Genomic DNA, 16,216 nt, shown 5'->3' with positions numbered 1-16,216 from the left:
ACGGCACCCCGTAGAGCCGGGCTCTGCCCGGCTTGTGCCAGGCATGCATGGACCACAACGAAGCCCCCCCCCGCAGGGCCACAGGTTTCCCAGGAGCACACCATGTTCAACATTGGCCAGGCGGCCGCCTTCTCCGGCGTGTCGGCGAAGATGATCCGGTACTACGAACAGATCGGCCTGATTCCGCAGGCCGCACGCAGCGCAGCGGGCTACCGCACCTACAGCACGCAGGACGCGCACAGTCTGCGCTTCATCCGGCGCGCGCGTGACCTGGGGTTTCCGGTTGAACAGATCGCCGAGCTGCTGACGCTATGGAACGACCGCGACCGCGCCAGCGCGGACGTCAAGGCGGTGGCGCTGGCGCACGTGGCGGGCCTGCGCACGCGCATTGCCGAACTGGAGGCGATGGCGATGACCCTGGAACACCTCGCCGCGCACTGCCACGGGAATGATCGGCCGGACTGTCCGATCATTGCCGACCTCGCCGAGCAGGCCGCCGCCGCTGCCACACCGGGCACCGTGGCACCCCATCGCGCGCCGCGTTTCGGCACCGATGGGCCGGTGGCATCGCGCCGTCGTGCGGCAAAGTGAACCCTGCCTTGCCACGTGCACGACACCGCTTGACCTTGCCATGCTGTCAGGCCGGAAAGTAAGCGGACACTTTTCCCACAAGGCGTCCTGCATGTTCTGTTTCAACATTCCCACCATGACCTGCGGCGGCTGTGCCCGCTCCGTGACCAAGGCACTGATGGACGCAGACCCGAACGCGCGCATCGAGACCGATCCGGCGGCGCGCGAGGTGCGGGTGGAGAGCACCCTGAGCGAAGCGGTGTTCGTGGCGGCGCTGGCCGAGGCAGGCTTCCCGGACGCGCGCTGAGGCGACCATGCGAGGCAGACGCGTAGGGCCGCGCTTGGGTAGCATGGGCGGTCCACTCCCACGCTGCATGCCAAGGACGCCACCTCCATGCCTACTACCGACGACAAGACCGAACGCCGTGCCCAGCTCACCGCGGCCATGCAGGCAGCGGGGTGCACCGCCCCGCGCGACTGGGTGAGCAGCGAGCTGTCCGAGAACATCGCGCAGTTCGCCCGGTTCCGCGTGCTGCACGACGTCCACGTACTGGCCGACGACGTGGAGCACGTGCTGTCCGACGCCCTCTACGATCAGCCGGATCTGCAGGACATCCTGCAGACGATGCGCGCCGCGGTGGACCCGGCTGCGCTGCACGCGCTGCTGCGGGCCTATGCCAAGGCACTGGGCAACGCGTTCGTGATGGTGCTCGATGAGGGTGGCATGAGCGACGACCCGCGGATGCCGGGGTGGCAACTGATGGAAACCGGGCCCGACGGCCCGACAGGGCGGCTGGTGCAGGGGCTGCACGAGGACTACCTGGATTTCGAGGATTCCTACCAGCCGCTGACCGGCGCGGGCACCTGATTCCTACGACGGCGCGCGGCATCCGCGCCGCGCCGTCGCCGTGCATCACATGGCGTATCACCGTCGGCTGGCAGCATCGGTGGGGTCCGGACATCCGTCCATCTGGAGACCGCCGTGAACTCGACTGCCTTGCTGGCCCGCCCATGGGCCCTCCATCCTTTCCATGCAGCGGTGCTGGGCGGCGTACTGCCGTTGTTCCTGGGCGCGCTGCTGGCCGACTACGCCTACTGGAGCAGCTACGAGATCCAATGGAGCAACTTCGCGGCCTGGCTGCTGGTGGGCGCCATGGTGATCACTACCCTGGCGCTGCTGTGCGCCCTGGTGGGCCTGGCGCGCGGCAGCCGCGCGCGCGCCTACACCGCACTGCTGGTGCTTACCTGGGTGGTCGGTTTCTTCAACTCGCTGCACCACGCCCGTGATGCCTGGGCCATCATGCCCGGGGCGCTGGTGCTGTCGGCGAATGTCACGGTGCTGGCCCTGCTGGCCACCTGGGTCGGATTCGCCCGCCTGCGCGTGGGAGGTGCACGATGAAGCGTCCACAGACCGCCATGCTCACCGTATCGGTGCTGGCCATCGCGCTCTCGGCGTGCAGCAACAAGGCACCCGAGCTTGAACAGTACGGCGCCACCCCCGAACTGCCCGCGCCCAACCGCACCCTGATGCCGGACATGACCATCGCCAAGCCGGCCAGTTGGGGCGATCGCACGCCCACCGTGCCGACGGGCTACCGCATCGCGGCGATTGCCACCGACCTGGCCATTCCGCGGCAGACGCTGGTGCTGCCCAACGGCGACATCCTGGTGGCGGAAGGACGCGGCGGCAGCGCCCCGAACCTGAAGCCCAAGGACGTCATTGCCGGCCGCATCAAGTCCAAGGGCAACACCGCCGTGAAAAGCGGCAACCGCCTCACCCTGTTGCGTGACGCCGATGGCGACGGCGTGTACGAACTCAAGACCGTGTTTGCCGACCACCTCAATGCGCCGTATGGCCTGGCGTTGATCGGCGATGCGCTGTACGTGGCCAACCAGGACGCGTTGGTGCGCTTTGCCTACCAGCCGGGCCAGACCAAGGCCAGCGGCGCGCCGAGCAAGGTCACCGACCTGCCGGCGGCGATCAACCATCACTGGACCAAGTCGCTGGCCGCCAGTGCCGACGGGCGCTACCTGTACGTGGGTATCGGCTCCAACAGCAACATCACCGAGCGCGGCATGGCGGTGGAAATCGACCGTGCGCAGGTGTGGCAGGTGGATGCACAGACCGGCGCGCACAAGGTGTATGCCACGGGCCTGCGCAATCCCACCGCGCTGACCGTGCAGCCGGGCACGGGCGTGCTATGGGCGGTGGTCAACGAACGCGATGAGATCGGCCCCAACCTGGTACCGGACTACCTCACTTCGGTACGCGAGGGCGCGTTCTACGGCTGGCCCTACAGCTACTGGGGCAAGAACGTGGACGTGCGGGTGATGCCGCAGAATCCGCAGAAGGTGGCCACGGCCATCGCCCCGGATTACGCACTGGGGTCACATGTGGCCGCGCTGGGCGTGACCTTCTCGTCAGCGGCGATGGGTCCCGCGTTCGCCGACGGGGTGTTCGTGGGTGAGCACGGCAGCTGGAACCGCAACCCGCCGGTGGGCTACAAGGTGGTGTTCGTGCCGTTCCGTGACGGACGCCCGGCCGGTGCGCCGATCGATTTCGCCAGTGGTTTCCGCGGCGATGACGGCCGGACCCGTGGCCGTCCGGTCGGAGTCACGCTGGATCCGCGCGGGGCGGTGATCGTGGCCGATGACCTGGCCAATACGATCTGGCGCATCACCCCGGTGACGGCGCCCGCAGGTAGCTGACGCGCCCGTAGGGCATGACCAGCGGAATGCAGCAAGGCCGGCGCGTCATCGCGCGCCGGCATTGCTGCGGCCAGGCCTCAGGCGTTGCCCGACGCACCCAGGTGCTTTACCAGCACGGCCGCGGTCTCCGCCGACGAGCCCGGGTTCTGCCCGGTGATCAGCAGGCCATCGCTGACCACATACGAGCCCCAGTCGGGCCCCTTGGAGTACTGCCCGCCGGCCGCCTGCAGCATGTCTTCGACCAGGAACGGCACCACGTCGGTAAGGCCGACGCCGGCTTCCTCACTGTTGGTGAAGCCGGTGACCTTCTTGCCCGCCACAAGCGGCGAGCCGTCCGCGGCCTTGACGTCACGCAGCACGCCCGGGGCATGGCAGACCAGCGCGACCGGCTTGTTGGCGGCAATGAACGATTCGATCAGCGCGATCGAGTGGCGGTCATTGGCCAGGTCCCACAGTGGGCCGTGGCCGCCGGGATAGAACACGGCGTCGAAGTCGCCCTGGTTGACGCTGTCCAGGCGCACGGTCGCGGCCAGCTGCGCGGTCGCGGCCGGGTCGGCCTCGAAGCGACGGGTGAGGTCGGTCTGGAAGTCGGGCTCGTTGCTCTTGGGATCCAGCGGCGGCTGGCCGCCCTTGGGCGAGGCCAGCACGATCTGGGCGCCGGCATCGGTGAAGGCGTAGTAGGGCGCGGCAAGCTCTTCCAGCCAGAAGCCGGTCTTGCGGCCGGTGTCGCCAAGCTGGTCGTGGGAGGTGAGGACGATGAGGATCTTCATGCGGTAGCTCCAAGTGGGTGGGGTGAGGAAAGTAGACCAGTCGTCTACGATGCGGGCGAATGAAAAGGCACGTCGTCATGGCGTGCCTCCGGGGTGTTCCGGCCGGTCAGGCCGAAGGGTGAAGTGCTTGCCGGGTCGCGCTCAGCGCCGTATCGAAGGGCTGCAGGGTACGGGTGATTTTGACCATGATGCTGGCGCCCAGCCACAGCTGGTACAGGCTCTGGGCCACCGTAGTGGGATCGCCGTGGATGCGGAGTGAGCCGTCGGCGACGCCGGCCTCGATGGCCCGCGCCAGGCGCTCGACGATGCCGGCCGTGCCGCGTTGCAAGGCCGCGCGCATGCTGGCCGACAGGTCGGCCACTTCGGCGCCGAGCTTCACCGCCAGGCACTTGCCCTGGCAATCCTCGAACGACTGGGCACCCCGCCAGGCGCGGAAATACGCCTCCAGCTGCTGCGCCTTGCTCAGGCCGGGCTGGCGGAAGGTGGCGTCCATCTCGGCCAGGTAGTCCGCGAAGTAGTCCTCCAGCAGGGCCTCGCCGAACGCTTCCTTGGAGCCGAAGTAGTGATAGAACGACCCCTTGGGCACGCTGGCGGCGGTGAGAACCTCATTCAGTCCGACCGCTGAAAAGCCCTTTGCGCCCATGATCCGCTGGCCGGTGGCCAGGATCCTGTCGCGGACGTCATGGAGTTCAGGGGCAGTCGCTGTGCTCATGGGTTGCACTCTACGCCCGATTAGACCGGTCGTCTAGTCCTGTTTTGCCGGCGGTGGAGCGGGCAGGGTGTGCAACACGGCCTTGTCCAGTTTCGCGGCGACGCCCACGCTACGGCCGGCCAGGTTCGCGACGTGGTACTGCACCGCCACGCCCAGCACCTGGGTGGCTTCGGACAGGGTCAGCCCATAGCCCTGGCGCAGCCACTGCAGCATTCCCGAGGTGGCCACGCGCAGGGCGTCGTCGCTGGAGCCGGCCTGCCCAAGGGTCATGATCTGGGTGGGCGACTCGACCCGGGGCGTGGCGATCGACTGCCGCTTCACCAGCGCCACCCGCACCTCGACATCGAGCGAGGTTTCCAGCGCCCACTGGGTGGTTTCGCCATCGCCCTGCAGGGCGTGGCCATCGCCGAGATACAGCAGCGCGCCGGGTTGCTGCACCGGCAGGTAGACGGTGTTGCCTTCCACGACCGCGTTGAAATCCATGTTGCCGCCGAAGTCGGCGGTGTCGCCGGTGGAGAACGGTGGGTAGCCGAAGCCCGGTGCCACCGCCAGCCCGCCCAGCATCGGCTTCACCGGCACTTCGAACTGTTTCAGGGCGCCGCTGGCGTCCTTCGGCCGCGCCATGCCGCGCACCCGGTCCAGTTCCCAGCGCACCGGCTTGCCCAGCCCGGTGGTTTCGGCAGCGACCCGCGGCGTCTTCAGCCGGCCGACCACGCCGTCCAGGCTGTCGGCATAGTCGCGGTTGAGTTTGAGCGAGGTGAGGGTGATGGCCAGGGTGTCGCCGGGCTCGGCGCCGACCACGAAGAACGGCCCCACCTGCGGGTTGCCGAACAGGGCACGGGTGACGCCGTGCTCGTCGACCCCGCCGGAGTCGAGGGTCTTGGTCCGCACCGAATCGCCGGGATGGATGATCAGCACCGGGGCACGGTCGGCACTGAAGGTGTTGGAGTAGTCGACCGGGGTGAACACGTGCCGTTGCGCGGCCGTGCCGGTGCGCGCGGGCACCCGCCAGGCGCTGAAAGCATGCTGCGCACGCACGGCGCGGTTGTTGGTGTCCGGCTGGTCACTCTGGCCCTGCATGCGTGCCTCGTCGATGCGGCCGCTGAAGTGGTAGACCTGACCGTCGTTGCCGGTGGCGGTGAAGTGCACGTCGCGGTTGCGCAGCGTGCCGCTGACGCGGTCGCCGTCGAGGGTGCCGGTGAGCTGGGTTCCCTGCACGTCCAGCTGCAGCGTCTGGTAATTCGTGTTGCCCCACAGATCGGTCGCCACGATCCATTGGTCGGCCGCACGTGCATTGAACGGTAGCGCGGCGAGCAGCAACGAAGACACTTTCCAGGACATGGTCACGGTATGCGGCGTCACGAAGGGCCCGGCGGGCGGATGCCGCAGCCTAGCCGGTCGCCGCCGCACGCCCACAGTGTCGAAGGTAACCCGGGCGCGGCACGCCGCGTTGCGCGTGCGTGCCGTGCCTGCTCAGGGAATCAGCCGCTGTGCGCGCAGCTGCGTGAACAGGGCGAAGAACGCATCGTCGCTGGGCTGGTAGTCCAGGAAGCCCAACCGGCGGCTCTTGGACATGTCGGTGATCACTTCCAGCGGGCGCCCAAGGTCGGCGTCGGTATGCCAAGGTGAAATCAGCCGGTGGATGTCGGGCTCTCGCAGGCCATGCTCAGCGGCCAGCGCCGACCATGCAGCCGCATCGTCAGCCATCTGCTGCTCCAGCGGCCGCACCTCGCCAGTGAACGGGGCAGGCTCAAGATCGAACCACGCCGCAATCCGCTCCCACATCCAGCGCCAGCGGAACACATCGCCGTTGACCACGTTGAAAGCCTGGTTGAAGGCCGCCGGGGTCTGCGTGGCCCAGAGCAGGTGCCTTGCCAGCAGTCCGGCGTCGGTCATGTCGGTCAGCCCGTTCCACTGCGCCGGCGAGCCCGGGAAGTAGAACGGACGCCCCAGGTGCCGGCACAGCGCGGCGTAGACCGCCAGCGTGGTGCCCATGTTCATGGCATTGCCCACCGCCGCGCCGATCACTGTGTGCGGGCGATGCACGCTCCAACTGAACCCATCGCGCGCGGCGGCGGCGAACACTTCGTCCTCCTGCGCGTAGTAGAAGTTGTCCACGTCCAGGCGCGGCTGCTCCTCGCGGAACGGTGTCTGTGGCAGCGCACCCTGCGCGTAGGCCTCGAAGGGCCCCAGGTAGTGCTTCAGGCCCGTCACCAGCGCCACGTGCCGGACCGAACCGGCCGGGCGCAGTGCATCGAGCAGGTGCCGCACCATCGCTGCGTTGACCCGGATGTTCTCCGCCTCATTGGCCTGCCGCGACCAGGTGGTGATGAACACGTGGGTAGGCGCCAGGCCCGCCAGTGCGTCGCGCGTGGCCTGCGCGTCGCGCAGATCCGCCGCCACCGCGCCGACCCCGGCGGGCAAGGCGGCGGGCGAGCGCGCCAGGCCGTGTACTGCCCAGTCCGCTCCCTGCAGTTCCCGGATCAATGCGCTGCCGACGATGCCGGTTGCGCCCACCACAAGTGCCGTGTTGTTCATGCTGCCGCCTTTCCATCCACTATCAGGCGCACACAGTAGGATAGGTGCGCACGCCTCGAAAGAAGGCACCAAATGGTAACCAGGCAATGAAAACCGGCAGCGAGGAAGATCAATGGCGTGAAGACTGCGCCCCGCGGCGGGTGCTGGAGCTGTTCAGCACCAAGTGGACCTCGATGGTGCTGCATACCCTGGCGGTGCGCCACGACGGCACCGCGCGCAGCAATGCGCTGCACCGCAGCCTGCCGGACATCTCCAAGAAAATGTTCAGCCAGACCCTGCGCCAGATGGAGGCCTCAGGCATCGTGCTGCGCACGGAGTTTCCCACCATGCCACCCACGGTGGAGTATTCGCTCACGCCGCTGGGCCGGCAGCTGGTGGAGCCCATTGCGCTGATCTACGACTGGGCACGGCGCAACGCTGGCGCACTGGATGCCCTGCAACCCCGCGCCACATCACGCCGCCGGTAGTGCCACACCGTGCGTGGCGGCGTGAGGCAACCTGCCAGCTGCGCCCTGATCGCGGTATATTTCGCGCCCTCCCCACCGCCCGCCCTGAGCGTTCGTCATGAGCACGACCCGGAAACACTATAAGCACCCCGCCGAATCGGACATCGGCCACGGGACGATTTACCTCGAGGTACAGGGCGACGTGATCGTCCGCCAGGTCGAGAGCTACCGGAGCGTGCTGGTCTGGGCCGACAAGGGTGGACAAGCCGATGAGCGCTTCCCGCTGTCCGATCAACCCCTGTCCTGGCTGGACCTGGATTCGGATGACAGCATCACGGCCAGCGAATTTGAAACCGTCTGGAAGCGCGCTAAAGCCGTTTCTGGCTGAGGTCCGCGCCCAATGCGCGTGGATCTCAAATGGTCCATTCCGTGCTGCCGCTGCTGGCTACGTGCATCAACTGATCCAGCTGCCGCAAGGCCCGGTGCAGTTCCTGCCGGCTCGACGCCGCGCCCAGTGAGATCCGCACGGCGTCATTGATCGCCACGCCCTGCGGGGTGAACGCCGACGACGGGGCGATACCCAGCCCCTGCAGCCGCGCCGCATGGGTCAGGCTGGCGTCGGTCCACTGTGCGGGCAGGCGGCACCACGCATGCACGCCGGCACAGTGCTGCAGGAACCGCGGCGACAACGTGGACTGCGCCAGATAGCGACGCTCGGCGGCTTCTTCCTGCACCAGCTTCAGCAGGGTGGCCGCCGACCCGTCCAGGATCAGCTGGGTCACCAGCGCGTTCATCAGCGGCGGCGCCATCAGGTTGACCGCGCGCAGCGCATCGAGCACGCGCTGCCGTGCCACGCCATCGGGCAGGTGCACGAAGCCGGTGTGCAGGCCCGGGCTGAGGCACTTGGACAAGGTGGAGATGTAGCAGGTGTGCTGCGGCGCCAGCAGGGCGAGCGGGGCCGGGGCATCACCGACCAGCAGCCAGTACGGGTCGTCTTCGATCAGCCGCAGGTCCAGGCTGCGCAGTACCTCGGCCAGCGCCATCCGGCGTGCTTCGGGCATGGTGCGCGCGGTCGGGTTCTGCGCAGTAGGATTGAGGTAGACCACGCGTGCACCGCTCGCACGCGCGTGGCGGCGCAACGCGCTGGGCAACATGCCGTGCTCGTCGCACTCCACCACCCGCAACGTGCGCTGCAGCACCCGCGCCGCGTGCAGCAAGCCGGGATACACCAACGGTTCGCACAGAATGACGTCGCCGGCATCGGTGAGCGCCAGTAGCAGCGCCGACAGCGCGGCCTGCGCGCCTTCGGTGACTACCAGCCGGTCGCTGTCCAGCCTGCCCAGGATCGGCTTGAGCCATTGCTGTGCGGCCAGGTGGTCGGCGCGGCTGCCACCGCCGACGTGGTAGGTCATCAGGTTGCTGGCGTCGCTGCGGCTGAGCACGGTGGCCAGGCCACGCTGCAGCATGTCGGCCACCTGTCCGCCGCCGGGGCTGGGCGGCAGGTTCATGCTCAGGTCCACCAGCTGCGCCAGCTCCACCTGGGGCGGGGCGACGAACGTTCCCTGGGGCCCGCGTGCATCGATCAGGCCGCGCTTGCGCGCCTCGGTGAAGGCACGGGTGACGGTGGTGAGGTCCACGCCCAGCGCGCTGGCCAGCACGCGCTGCGCCGGCAGGCGCTGGCCGGGCCGCAGCGCGCCGGACCAGACCGCGCGTTCAAGCGCCTGCACGATGCGCAGATAGACCGGCCCGTGGCCGTCGGCGATGAGAGTGTTCCACTGCATCGGCGCATCTTACGCCCGGGTGCGCGCTGCCCTGCGACAGTGTGTCGCATCATGTATGGATCATGTCGTTGCCTAACGTACGCGGCTGCGGCGGGCACCCCCCATGCATATCGGTCATGCAGGGGGGTGTTCGCCACTTTTCATGATCCGGGCCGCCCGGCCCGGCACTGCGTTGGAAGGGCCGACCCGCATGAACCCCGCTACACACCCCGCTCGCCGCGCCGCCATGGCCGGTGCAGCCCGCGCCGGACGCTGGTTCGGACTGGCAGCGTTGCTGCCATTGCTTACCGGGTGCAAGAACCTGGAACTGTTCAATCCCATGGGCAGCATCGCCGAACAGGAGATGCAGCTGATCCTGGTGTGCACCGGCCTGATGCTGCTGGTGGTGATCCCGGTGATCATCCTCACCCTGTACTTTGCCTGGCGTTACCGCGCCTCCAACACCAAGGCCACCTACGCGCCGGACTGGTCGCATTCCACCGCCATCGAGGTGGTGATCTGGACCATTCCGTGCCTGATCATCGTGGTGCTGGCCCTGTTGATCTGGAAAAGCACGCACGCGCTGGATCCCTACAAGCCGATCGCATCGGACAGGGCCCCCCTGCGCGTGGAAGTGGTGTCGTTGAACTGGAAGTGGTTGTTCATCTACCCCGACCACAACGTGGCCACGATCAACGAGCTGGTGATGCCGGTGGATACGCCGGTGGCCTTCAAGCTCACCTCCGAGTCGATGATGAACGCCTTCTTCGTGCCGCAGCTGGGCAGCATGGTCTACACCATGCCGGCCATGCAGACGCGCCTGCACCTGATCGGGCATACCCCGGGCACCTACGCCGGGATGTCGTCGGCCTACAGCGGTTCGGGCTTCTCGGACATGAAGTTCCCGGCCCGCGTGGTCACCGACGCCGACTTCCAGGTCTGGCTGGAGCAGGCGCGCAGCAGCAACGACCACCTCGGCGCCGCGCGCCTGGCCGCGCTGGAAGTGCCTACCCATGGCGCGCCGCTGCAGCGCTTCAGTGGCGTGGATACCGGCCTGTTCGACAGCATCGTCGCCCGTTACCACGGCATGGCCGATGACGAGATCTGCCTGCCGGGCGAAGAGCCCGGGGCAACACCCCAGACGTTGAGCCTGGCCGCGCCTGCCAGCCGTACCGCGGAGAACTGATTGTGCTTGGAAAGTTGAACCTCGAAGCAATTCCCTACCACGACCCGATCATCATGTCGGCGCTGGCAGGCTCGCTGCTGCTCGGCGCGGCGATCGTCGCGGCGATCACCTACTACAAGAAGTGGGGCTACATCTGGACCGAGTGGATCACCTCGGTGGACCACAAGAAGATCGGCGTGATGTACATCCTGCTGGCCCTGGTCATGCTGGTGCGCGGCTTTGCCGATGCCCTGATGATGCGCGCCCAGCAGGCGATCGCGGCCAATGACGCGGCCGGCTACCTGCCCCCGGAACACTACGACCAGATCTTCACCGCGCATGGCGTGATCATGATCTTCTTCGTGGCAACCCCGCTCATCGTGGGCCTGATGAACCTGGTGGTGCCGCTGCAGATCGGGGCGCGCGACGTCGCCTTCCCGTTCGTCAACTCGCTCAGCTTCTGGCTGTCGGCGGTGGGCGCGGTGCTGGTGATGCTGTCGATGTTCGTGGGCGACTTCGCCGCCACCGGCTGGGTGGCCTATCCGCCGTTGTCGGGGATCGAGTACAGCCCCACGGTTGGCGTGGACTACTACATCTGGTCGCTGCAGGTCTCCGGCATCGGCACCACGCTGACCGGCCTGAACTTCATCGTCACCATCCTCAAGATGCGTGCGCCGGGCATGGACCTGATGAAGATGCCGGTGTTCACCTGGACCGCGCTGATCACCAACATCCTGATCGTGGCGATCTTCCCGGTGCTGACCGCGACCCTGGCGCTGCTGACCATGGACCGCTACTTCGGCATGCACTTCTTCACCAATGACGCCGGCGGCAACGCCATGATGTACGTCAACCTGATCTGGATCTGGGGCCACCCGGAAGTCTACGTGCTGATCCTGCCGTGCTTCGGCGCGTTCTCCGAAATCATCGCCACGTTCTCGGGCAAGCCGTTGTTCGGCTACCGCTCGATGGTGTACGCGACCTGTTCGATCGGCGTGCTGTCGTTCTTCGTCTGGCTGCACCACTTCTTCACCATGGGCTCGGGCGCCAACGTGAATGCCTTCTTCGGCATCATGACCTCGATCATCTCCATTCCCACCGGCGTGAAGCTGTTCAACTGGCTGTTCACCATGTACCGCGGCCGGATCCGCTACCACTCCTCGACGATGTGGACGATCGGCTTCATGGTCACCTTCGCGCTGGGTGGCATGACCGGTGTGATGCTGGCCATCCCGGGTGCGGACTTCGTGCTGCACAACAGCCTGTTCCTGATCGCGCACTTCCATAACGTGATCATCGGCGGCGTGGTGTTCGGCTGCCTGGCCGGCATCACCTTCTGGTTCCCGAAGGCGTTCGGCTTCACCCTCAACGAGCGCTGGGGCAAGATTTCGTTCTGGTGCTGGCTGGTGGGCTTCTACCTGGCCTTCATGCCGCTGTACGTGCTCGGCTTCAAGGGCATGACCCGGCGCATGAACCACTACGCGGTGGAAGGCTGGCAGCCGTGGTTGATCGTGGCGGCCATCGGCGCGCTGGTCATCGCCGCCGGCATCGCGGCCATGTTCATCCAGTTCTACGTAAGCGTGCGCGACCGCAAGGCCAACCTGGACCTGACCGGCGACCCGTGGAATGCACGCAGCTTGGAATGGGCCACGTCCTCGCCGCCGCCGTTCTACAACTTCGCCAAGGTGCCGGTCATCACCTCGCTGGAGCAGCATTGGGACGACAAGCAGGCCGGCAGTGCCTGGCAGCGCCTGGACCACTACGAGGACATCCACATGCCGCGCAACACCGGCGCCGGTGTGGTGATCTCGGTGTTCAGCCTGGTGCTGTGCTTCGCCCTGGTCTGGCACATGTGGGTGCTGGCGGCGATTGGCCTGGTCGGTGTGATCGCCACCTTCGTGCTGCGCTCCTACGACCGTGACGTGGACTATTACGTGCCCGCCGCCGAGGTGAAGCGCATTGAAGAGGCGCATTTCGCGCGGATGCAAGGAGCCAAGGCATGAGTGGCGATACCCTGACCGCTGCCACGCAGCACGGGCAGCTCGCGGGCGGTCATCACGACCACGCCCATGAGCACCACGACGACGGCAGCAAGACCGTCGTCGGGTTCTGGATGTACCTGATGGGCGACTGCCTGATCTTCGCGGTGCTGTTTGCCACCTTCGGGGTGCTGCTCAACGGCACCGCCGACGGTCCGTCGGGCAAGGAACTGTTCAAGCTGGGTTTCGTGCTGTCTGAAACGGTGGTGCTGCTGTTGAGCAGCTTCACCTTCGGCCTGGCGATGCTGGGTCTGCAGGCCAACAAGCGCAACCAGGTGGTGGGCTGGCTGGCCACCACCGGGCTGCTCGGCGCGGTGTTCATCGGCATGGAGCTGTATGAGTTCGCCGAGTTGATCCATGAAGGCGCCACCCCCGACGTGAGCGCCTACCTGTCGGCGTACTTCACCCTGGTGGCCACCCACGGCCTGCACGTCACCTTCGGCTTGCTGTGGCTGGCGATCATGATCCACCAGGTGCTGAAGTTCGGCCTGGACGGCATCGTCCGCCGCCGCCTGGCCTGCCTGAGCCTGTTCTGGCACTTCCTGGACCTGATCTGGATCTGTGTCTTCACCTTCGTCTACCTGCGGGAGTTCGTATGAGCCCGAGCGCTTCTGAAACCGATCACGGTGGCAGCCACGCCACCCTCAAGGGCTACATCATCGGCCTGCTGCTGTGCCTGGTGCTCACCGGCGCCTCGTTCGGCGTGGTGATGGGCGGGTGGGTGCCACAGCCGTTGCGGCTGACCGCCATCGTGGTGCTGTGCGTGGTGCAGATGGTGGCGCAGCTGGTGCTGTTCCTGCACATCGGCGCGGGCCGCAGCCAGCGCGAGAACACCGGCATCTTCCTGTGCACGGCGTTCCTGATCGCCATTGTCGTCGCCGGTTCGTTGTGGGTCATGCACAACGCCACCCAGAACATGATGCCGATGCAGGTATGAGCAGGGTCATGGTCCAACGTGTGTGCTGCCTTGGCCTGGCCGCCGTGATGGGGCTGGCGGCGTCGCCGCCGGCAACCGCCGCCGCCGGGCGCGACAGCGCGTCGGTGGTGGCCAGCGAAGCCTGGGTGCGGTTGCCGCCACCCGCCGCGGCCGTGGCAGCCGGCTACGTGGAACTGCACAACGGCGGCGCCGCCAACCGCCTGGTGGCGGCCAGTGCGGCCGGCTTCGGCCAGGTGCAGATCCATGCGATGCGCATGGACGGCGAGGTCATGCGCATGCAGGCACTGCCCGACGGCCTGCCGCTGCCGGCAGGGAAGATCACCTCGCTGCGGCCCGGCGGCTACCACCTGATGCTGATGATGCCCAAACGCCCGCTGCAGGAGGGCCAGCACGTGCGGGTGCGCCTGCAGTTCGCCCATGGCGACGCGCTGCCCGTGGAGTTCGTGGTGCGCGATGGCATGGGTGGGCCCGCCAGCCAACACGGAGCCAACCGGTGATGCGCGGCGCGCTGGCGGCGTTGCTGGGCGGCCTGCTGCTGGCCGGCTGCGGCAGCGCGGACGCGCCGATCATGGGCCAGGCCGCCTTGGATGCGGTGGCATTGCAGGCCAGTGATGGGCGCACCCTTTCAATCCGGGACCTGCGTGGCAAGCCGACGTTGCTGTTCTTCGGCTTCACCCACTGCCCGGAAGTGTGTCCGTTGAGCCTGCTCAAGGCGGTGCAGCTCAAGCGCCGTCTCGGGTCGCTCGGGGAGTCGCTGCAGGTGGTATTCGTGACCATCGATCCGCGGCGCGACACGCCAGCCCACCTGCGCGAGTACCTGGCCGCGTTCGATCCGACGTTCATCGGCTTGAGCGGCGATGACGCCGGCACCCGTGCCATCGCCGAAAGCCTGCGGGTCAGCTACCGGCAGGTGGGCGAGGGCGATGCGGCGACCTTTGAACATACCGCGTCGTGGTTCCTGCTGGGCGCCGACGGTACGCTGCAGGACGTGCTGGGCTATGCGCTCACCGATGCGGAGATGGACGCCCGGCTGCGCGCGAAACTGACGGTGCCCGGCGCGTGAGCCGCCGGGAGTGAGCACTGCCGGAGCCACAACGCCACGCACCGATGCCGTGCTGTTGCTGGCATCGGCCGGCTGCGCACTGACGGTGCTGGACACCAACGTGGTCGGGGTGGTGCTGCCCACCATCGCACGTGACCTGTCGGCGTCGTTCGCGGACATCGAGTGGGTGGTCAGCGCCTACGTGCTGTGCTTTGCCTCGCTGCTGCTGCCGGCCGGCACCCTGGCCGACCGCATCGGTCGGCGGCGCCTGTATCTGATCGGCCTGGTGCTGTTCGCGCTCACCTCGGTGGCCTGCGGGTTGGCAGCACAGGCGGGTGCGCTGTACCTGGCGCGGGCGGGGCAGGGTGCGGCGGCGGCGTTCATGCTGGCCCCGGCGCTGTCGCTGATCGGCCATGCCCACCAGGACCCTGCGCGACGCGCACGGGCCTGGGCGATATGGGGCGCGATCATGGGCCTGACCATGGTGCTGGCCCCGTTGATCGGCGGCGCGATTGCCACCTGGTTGGGCTGGCGGTGGGCCTTCCACATCAATCTGCCGTTGTGCCTGCTGCTGGCGGCGATGAGCGGGCGCTTCGTGCCCGAATCGCGCGACCCCGTGCGCCGTCGCATCGATGTGGCCGGTGTGGTGCTGTTTGCCGGCAGCATGCTGTCGTGGACGTGGGCACTGATCCGCGGCCCGGTGCAAGGCTGGACCAGCATCGCCGTACTGCCGTGGCTGGTGTCCGGCGTGGCGCTGGGAGCCGCCTTCATCCGCGTTGAACAGTGCCGCGCCCAGCCGATGCTGGACCTGCGCCTGTTCCGGATACCGGCGCTGGTGGGTGCGGTGATCGGGATGTTCGCCTACGCCGCCGCGGTACAGGTGATGGCCTCGCTGCTGCCGTTGCTGCTGCAGAACGTGCGCGGCGACAGCGTGCTGCGGGCCGGCGTGCACATGCTGCCGTTCGCGCTGGCGATGCTGCTGCTGCCGTTCCTTGGCCGGCGTCTGGGTGCGCACTGGGACTCGGGAAAGATCCTTGCGCTGGGATTGGGCGTGGCCGTGCTCGGGAACCTGGGCATCGCGCTGTCGCTCTGGCAGCACAGCGGGCCGGGGCTGTTGGTGGCCATGGCGGTGCTGGGCAGTGGCGGCGGCCTGCTCAACGGTGAAACGCAGAAGGCGATCATGAGCGTGATTCCCCCGGACCGCGCCGGCATGGCCTCGGGCATCAGTACCACCGCGCGCTTCTCCGGCATCCTGATCGGGTTTGCGACGCTGGGGGCGGTGCTGTCCAGCCATGTGCGGGCCGCCGCCGAAGCCCGCCTGGCCGCGGCCGGCCACGCGGCATCGCCGGCGTTGCTGGAACGGGTGGTGGTGGGCGAGTTGTCGACCTCGACGGATGCGCTGGGTGTGCTGGCACGCGCGGCCTATGCGCAGGGCGCCGGCTACGCGTTCGTCGCCGCCGCATTGATGGCCCTGTTGGCGATGCTGGCGACGCGCTGGTTGATGCGTCTGCCGCCGCGCTGAGTGTCG

General features: G+C 67.6%; 19 protein-coding genes. 14 read left to right on the top strand and 5 right to left on the bottom strand.

Annotated elements, in window-relative coordinates; genetic code table 11:
* Positions 1–102: 102 nt before the first annotated feature.
* The 5 genes from cueR to AC1DCJ_RS17380 all read left to right on the top strand — a co-directional run bounded on the left by cueR (position 103) and on the right by AC1DCJ_RS17380 (position 3,279).
* Positions 103–591, top strand: coding sequence for a Cu(I)-responsive transcriptional regulator (gene cueR, locus AC1DCJ_RS17400; RefSeq protein WP_478071511.1), 489 nt, complete (start codon positions 103–105; stop codon positions 589–591).
* 91 nt (positions 592–682) lie between these two features.
* Positions 683–877: a heavy-metal-associated domain-containing protein gene (locus tag AC1DCJ_RS17395; RefSeq protein ID WP_478071510.1), complete on the top strand. Its 195-nt coding sequence runs from the start codon at positions 683–685 to the stop codon at positions 875–877.
* A gap of 87 nt (positions 878–964) precedes the next feature.
* Positions 965–1,438: a hypothetical protein gene (locus tag AC1DCJ_RS17390; protein WP_478071509.1), complete on the top strand. Its 474-nt coding sequence runs from the start codon at positions 965–967 to the stop codon at positions 1,436–1,438.
* A 114-nt stretch (positions 1,439–1,552) separates the two neighbouring features.
* Positions 1,553–1,969: a DUF2231 domain-containing protein gene (locus AC1DCJ_RS17385; protein ID WP_478071508.1), complete on the top strand. Its 417-nt coding sequence runs from the start codon at positions 1,553–1,555 to the stop codon at positions 1,967–1,969.
* Complete coding sequence (locus tag AC1DCJ_RS17380) at positions 1,966–3,279, top strand: PQQ-dependent sugar dehydrogenase (RefSeq protein WP_478071507.1); 1,314 nt, start codon at positions 1,966–1,968, stop codon at positions 3,277–3,279. The genes AC1DCJ_RS17385 and AC1DCJ_RS17380 overlap by 4 nt, the downstream gene beginning before the upstream one ends.
* Before the next feature lie 77 nt (positions 3,280–3,356).
* Here the strand turns inward: AC1DCJ_RS17380 and AC1DCJ_RS17375 are convergent, their stop codons facing one another.
* The 4 genes from AC1DCJ_RS17375 to AC1DCJ_RS17360 all read right to left on the bottom strand — a co-directional run bounded on the left by AC1DCJ_RS17375 (position 3,357) and on the right by AC1DCJ_RS17360 (position 7,299).
* Positions 3,357–4,049 (bottom strand): type 1 glutamine amidotransferase domain-containing protein, encoded by a 693-nt coding sequence (locus AC1DCJ_RS17375; RefSeq protein WP_478071506.1) that lies wholly within the window; start codon positions 4,047–4,049, stop codon positions 3,357–3,359.
* Positions 4,050–4,155: 106 nt separating this feature from the next.
* Complete coding sequence (locus AC1DCJ_RS17370; RefSeq protein ID WP_478071505.1) at positions 4,156–4,761, bottom strand: TetR/AcrR family transcriptional regulator; 606 nt, start codon at positions 4,759–4,761, stop codon at positions 4,156–4,158.
* A 33-nt stretch (positions 4,762–4,794) separates the two neighbouring features.
* Positions 4,795–6,102 (bottom strand): acetamidase/formamidase family protein, encoded by a 1,308-nt coding sequence (locus tag AC1DCJ_RS17365; RefSeq protein WP_478071504.1) that lies wholly within the window; start codon positions 6,100–6,102, stop codon positions 4,795–4,797.
* A gap of 132 nt (positions 6,103–6,234) precedes the next feature.
* Positions 6,235–7,299: an SDR family oxidoreductase gene (locus AC1DCJ_RS17360; RefSeq protein WP_478071503.1), complete on the bottom strand. Its 1,065-nt coding sequence runs from the start codon at positions 7,297–7,299 to the stop codon at positions 6,235–6,237.
* 86 nt (positions 7,300–7,385) lie between these two features.
* On the opposite strand from AC1DCJ_RS17360, the gene AC1DCJ_RS17355 reads away from it, so the two are divergent.
* Positions 7,386–7,766, top strand: a complete 381-nt coding sequence (locus tag AC1DCJ_RS17355) for a winged helix-turn-helix transcriptional regulator (RefSeq protein ID WP_313244359.1) — start codon at positions 7,386–7,388, stop codon at positions 7,764–7,766.
* 97 nt (positions 7,767–7,863) lie between these two features.
* Positions 7,864–8,133 carry a hypothetical protein gene (locus AC1DCJ_RS17350; RefSeq protein ID WP_038688121.1) on the top strand — a complete coding sequence of 90 codons (270 nt, stop codon included), beginning with the start codon at positions 7,864–7,866 and terminating at the stop codon, positions 8,131–8,133.
* Positions 8,134–8,158: 25 nt separating this feature from the next.
* Here the strand turns inward: AC1DCJ_RS17350 and AC1DCJ_RS17345 are convergent, their stop codons facing one another.
* Positions 8,159–9,526, bottom strand: a complete 1,368-nt coding sequence (locus tag AC1DCJ_RS17345; RefSeq protein ID WP_478071502.1) for an aminotransferase-like domain-containing protein — start codon at positions 9,524–9,526, stop codon at positions 8,159–8,161.
* A 190-nt stretch (positions 9,527–9,716) separates the two neighbouring features.
* On the opposite strand from AC1DCJ_RS17345, the gene cyoA reads away from it, so the two are divergent.
* The 7 genes from cyoA to AC1DCJ_RS17310 are packed head-to-tail and all read left to right on the top strand — an operon-like array spanning position 9,717 to position 16,210.
* Positions 9,717–10,691, top strand: a complete 975-nt coding sequence (cyoA, locus tag AC1DCJ_RS17340; protein ID WP_478071501.1) for a ubiquinol oxidase subunit II — start codon at positions 9,717–9,719, stop codon at positions 10,689–10,691.
* Between the two features lie 2 nt (positions 10,692–10,693).
* On the top strand, positions 10,694–12,673 hold the full coding sequence (gene cyoB / locus AC1DCJ_RS17335) for a cytochrome o ubiquinol oxidase subunit I (protein ID WP_478071500.1): 1,980 nt from the start codon (positions 10,694–10,696) through the stop codon (positions 12,671–12,673).
* Complete coding sequence (cyoC, locus tag AC1DCJ_RS17330) at positions 12,670–13,308, top strand: cytochrome o ubiquinol oxidase subunit III (protein ID WP_038688126.1); 639 nt, start codon at positions 12,670–12,672, stop codon at positions 13,306–13,308. Before cyoB ends, cyoC begins: the two co-directional genes overlap by 4 nt.
* Entirely contained in the window at positions 13,305–13,646 is a 342-nt protein-coding gene (cyoD, locus tag AC1DCJ_RS17325) for a cytochrome o ubiquinol oxidase subunit IV (protein ID WP_478071499.1), read from the top strand. Before cyoC ends, cyoD begins: the two co-directional genes overlap by 4 nt.
* An 8-nt stretch (positions 13,647–13,654) precedes the next feature.
* Positions 13,655–14,143 carry a copper chaperone PCu(A)C gene (locus AC1DCJ_RS17320; protein ID WP_478071498.1) on the top strand — a complete coding sequence of 163 codons (489 nt, stop codon included), beginning with the start codon at positions 13,655–13,657 and terminating at the stop codon, positions 14,141–14,143.
* Complete coding sequence (locus AC1DCJ_RS17315) at positions 14,143–14,709, top strand: SCO family protein (RefSeq protein WP_478071497.1); 567 nt, start codon at positions 14,143–14,145, stop codon at positions 14,707–14,709. Before AC1DCJ_RS17320 ends, AC1DCJ_RS17315 begins: the two co-directional genes overlap by 1 nt.
* Before the next feature lie 10 nt (positions 14,710–14,719).
* On the top strand, positions 14,720–16,210 hold the full coding sequence (locus AC1DCJ_RS17310; RefSeq protein ID WP_478071496.1) for an MFS transporter: 1,491 nt from the start codon (positions 14,720–14,722) through the stop codon (positions 16,208–16,210).
* Positions 16,211–16,216: the final 6 nt, after the last annotated feature.

The organism is Stenotrophomonas sp. 10N36 (assembly GCF_056395005.1).
The sequence above is the reverse complement of the archived record's forward strand: the minus strand, read 5'-3'. Positions and strand labels throughout refer to the sequence as shown.

What these genes read in the sequence shown, in the direction of transcription:
- cueR (WP_478071511.1), top strand. Translation starts at nt 103, where the DNA reads ATGTTCAACATTGGCCAGGCGGCCGCCTTCTCCGGCGTGTCGGCGAAG.
- AC1DCJ_RS17395 (WP_478071510.1), top strand. Translation starts at nt 683, where the DNA reads ATGTTCTGTTTCAACATTCCCACCATGACCTGCGGCGGCTGTGCCCGC.
- AC1DCJ_RS17390 (WP_478071509.1), top strand. Translation starts at nt 965, where the DNA reads ATGCCTACTACCGACGACAAGACCGAACGCCGTGCCCAGCTCACCGCG.
- AC1DCJ_RS17380 (WP_478071507.1), top strand. Translation starts at nt 1,966, where the DNA reads ATGAAGCGTCCACAGACCGCCATGCTCACCGTATCGGTGCTGGCCATC.
- AC1DCJ_RS17375 (WP_478071506.1), bottom strand. Translation starts at nt 4,049, where the DNA reads ATGAAGATCCTCATCGTCCTCACCTCCCACGACCAGCTTGGCGACACC.
- AC1DCJ_RS17370 (WP_478071505.1), bottom strand. Translation starts at nt 4,761, where the DNA reads ATGAGCACAGCGACTGCCCCTGAACTCCATGACGTCCGCGACAGGATC.
- AC1DCJ_RS17365 (WP_478071504.1), bottom strand. Translation starts at nt 6,102, where the DNA reads ATGTCCTGGAAAGTGTCTTCGTTGCTGCTCGCCGCGCTACCGTTCAAT.
- AC1DCJ_RS17360 (WP_478071503.1), bottom strand. Translation starts at nt 7,299, where the DNA reads ATGAACAACACGGCACTTGTGGTGGGCGCAACCGGCATCGTCGGCAGC.
- AC1DCJ_RS17355 (WP_313244359.1), top strand. Translation starts at nt 7,386, where the DNA reads ATGAAAACCGGCAGCGAGGAAGATCAATGGCGTGAAGACTGCGCCCCG.
- AC1DCJ_RS17350 (WP_038688121.1), top strand. Translation starts at nt 7,864, where the DNA reads ATGAGCACGACCCGGAAACACTATAAGCACCCCGCCGAATCGGACATC.
- AC1DCJ_RS17345 (WP_478071502.1), bottom strand. Translation starts at nt 9,526, where the DNA reads ATGCAGTGGAACACTCTCATCGCCGACGGCCACGGGCCGGTCTATCTG.
- cyoA (WP_478071501.1), top strand. Translation starts at nt 9,717, where the DNA reads ATGAACCCCGCTACACACCCCGCTCGCCGCGCCGCCATGGCCGGTGCA.
- cyoC (WP_038688126.1), top strand. Translation starts at nt 12,670, where the DNA reads ATGAGTGGCGATACCCTGACCGCTGCCACGCAGCACGGGCAGCTCGCG.
- cyoD (WP_478071499.1), top strand. Translation starts at nt 13,305, where the DNA reads ATGAGCCCGAGCGCTTCTGAAACCGATCACGGTGGCAGCCACGCCACC.
- AC1DCJ_RS17320 (WP_478071498.1), top strand. Translation starts at nt 13,655, where the DNA reads ATGGTCCAACGTGTGTGCTGCCTTGGCCTGGCCGCCGTGATGGGGCTG.
- AC1DCJ_RS17315 (WP_478071497.1), top strand. Translation starts at nt 14,143, where the DNA reads ATGCGCGGCGCGCTGGCGGCGTTGCTGGGCGGCCTGCTGCTGGCCGGC.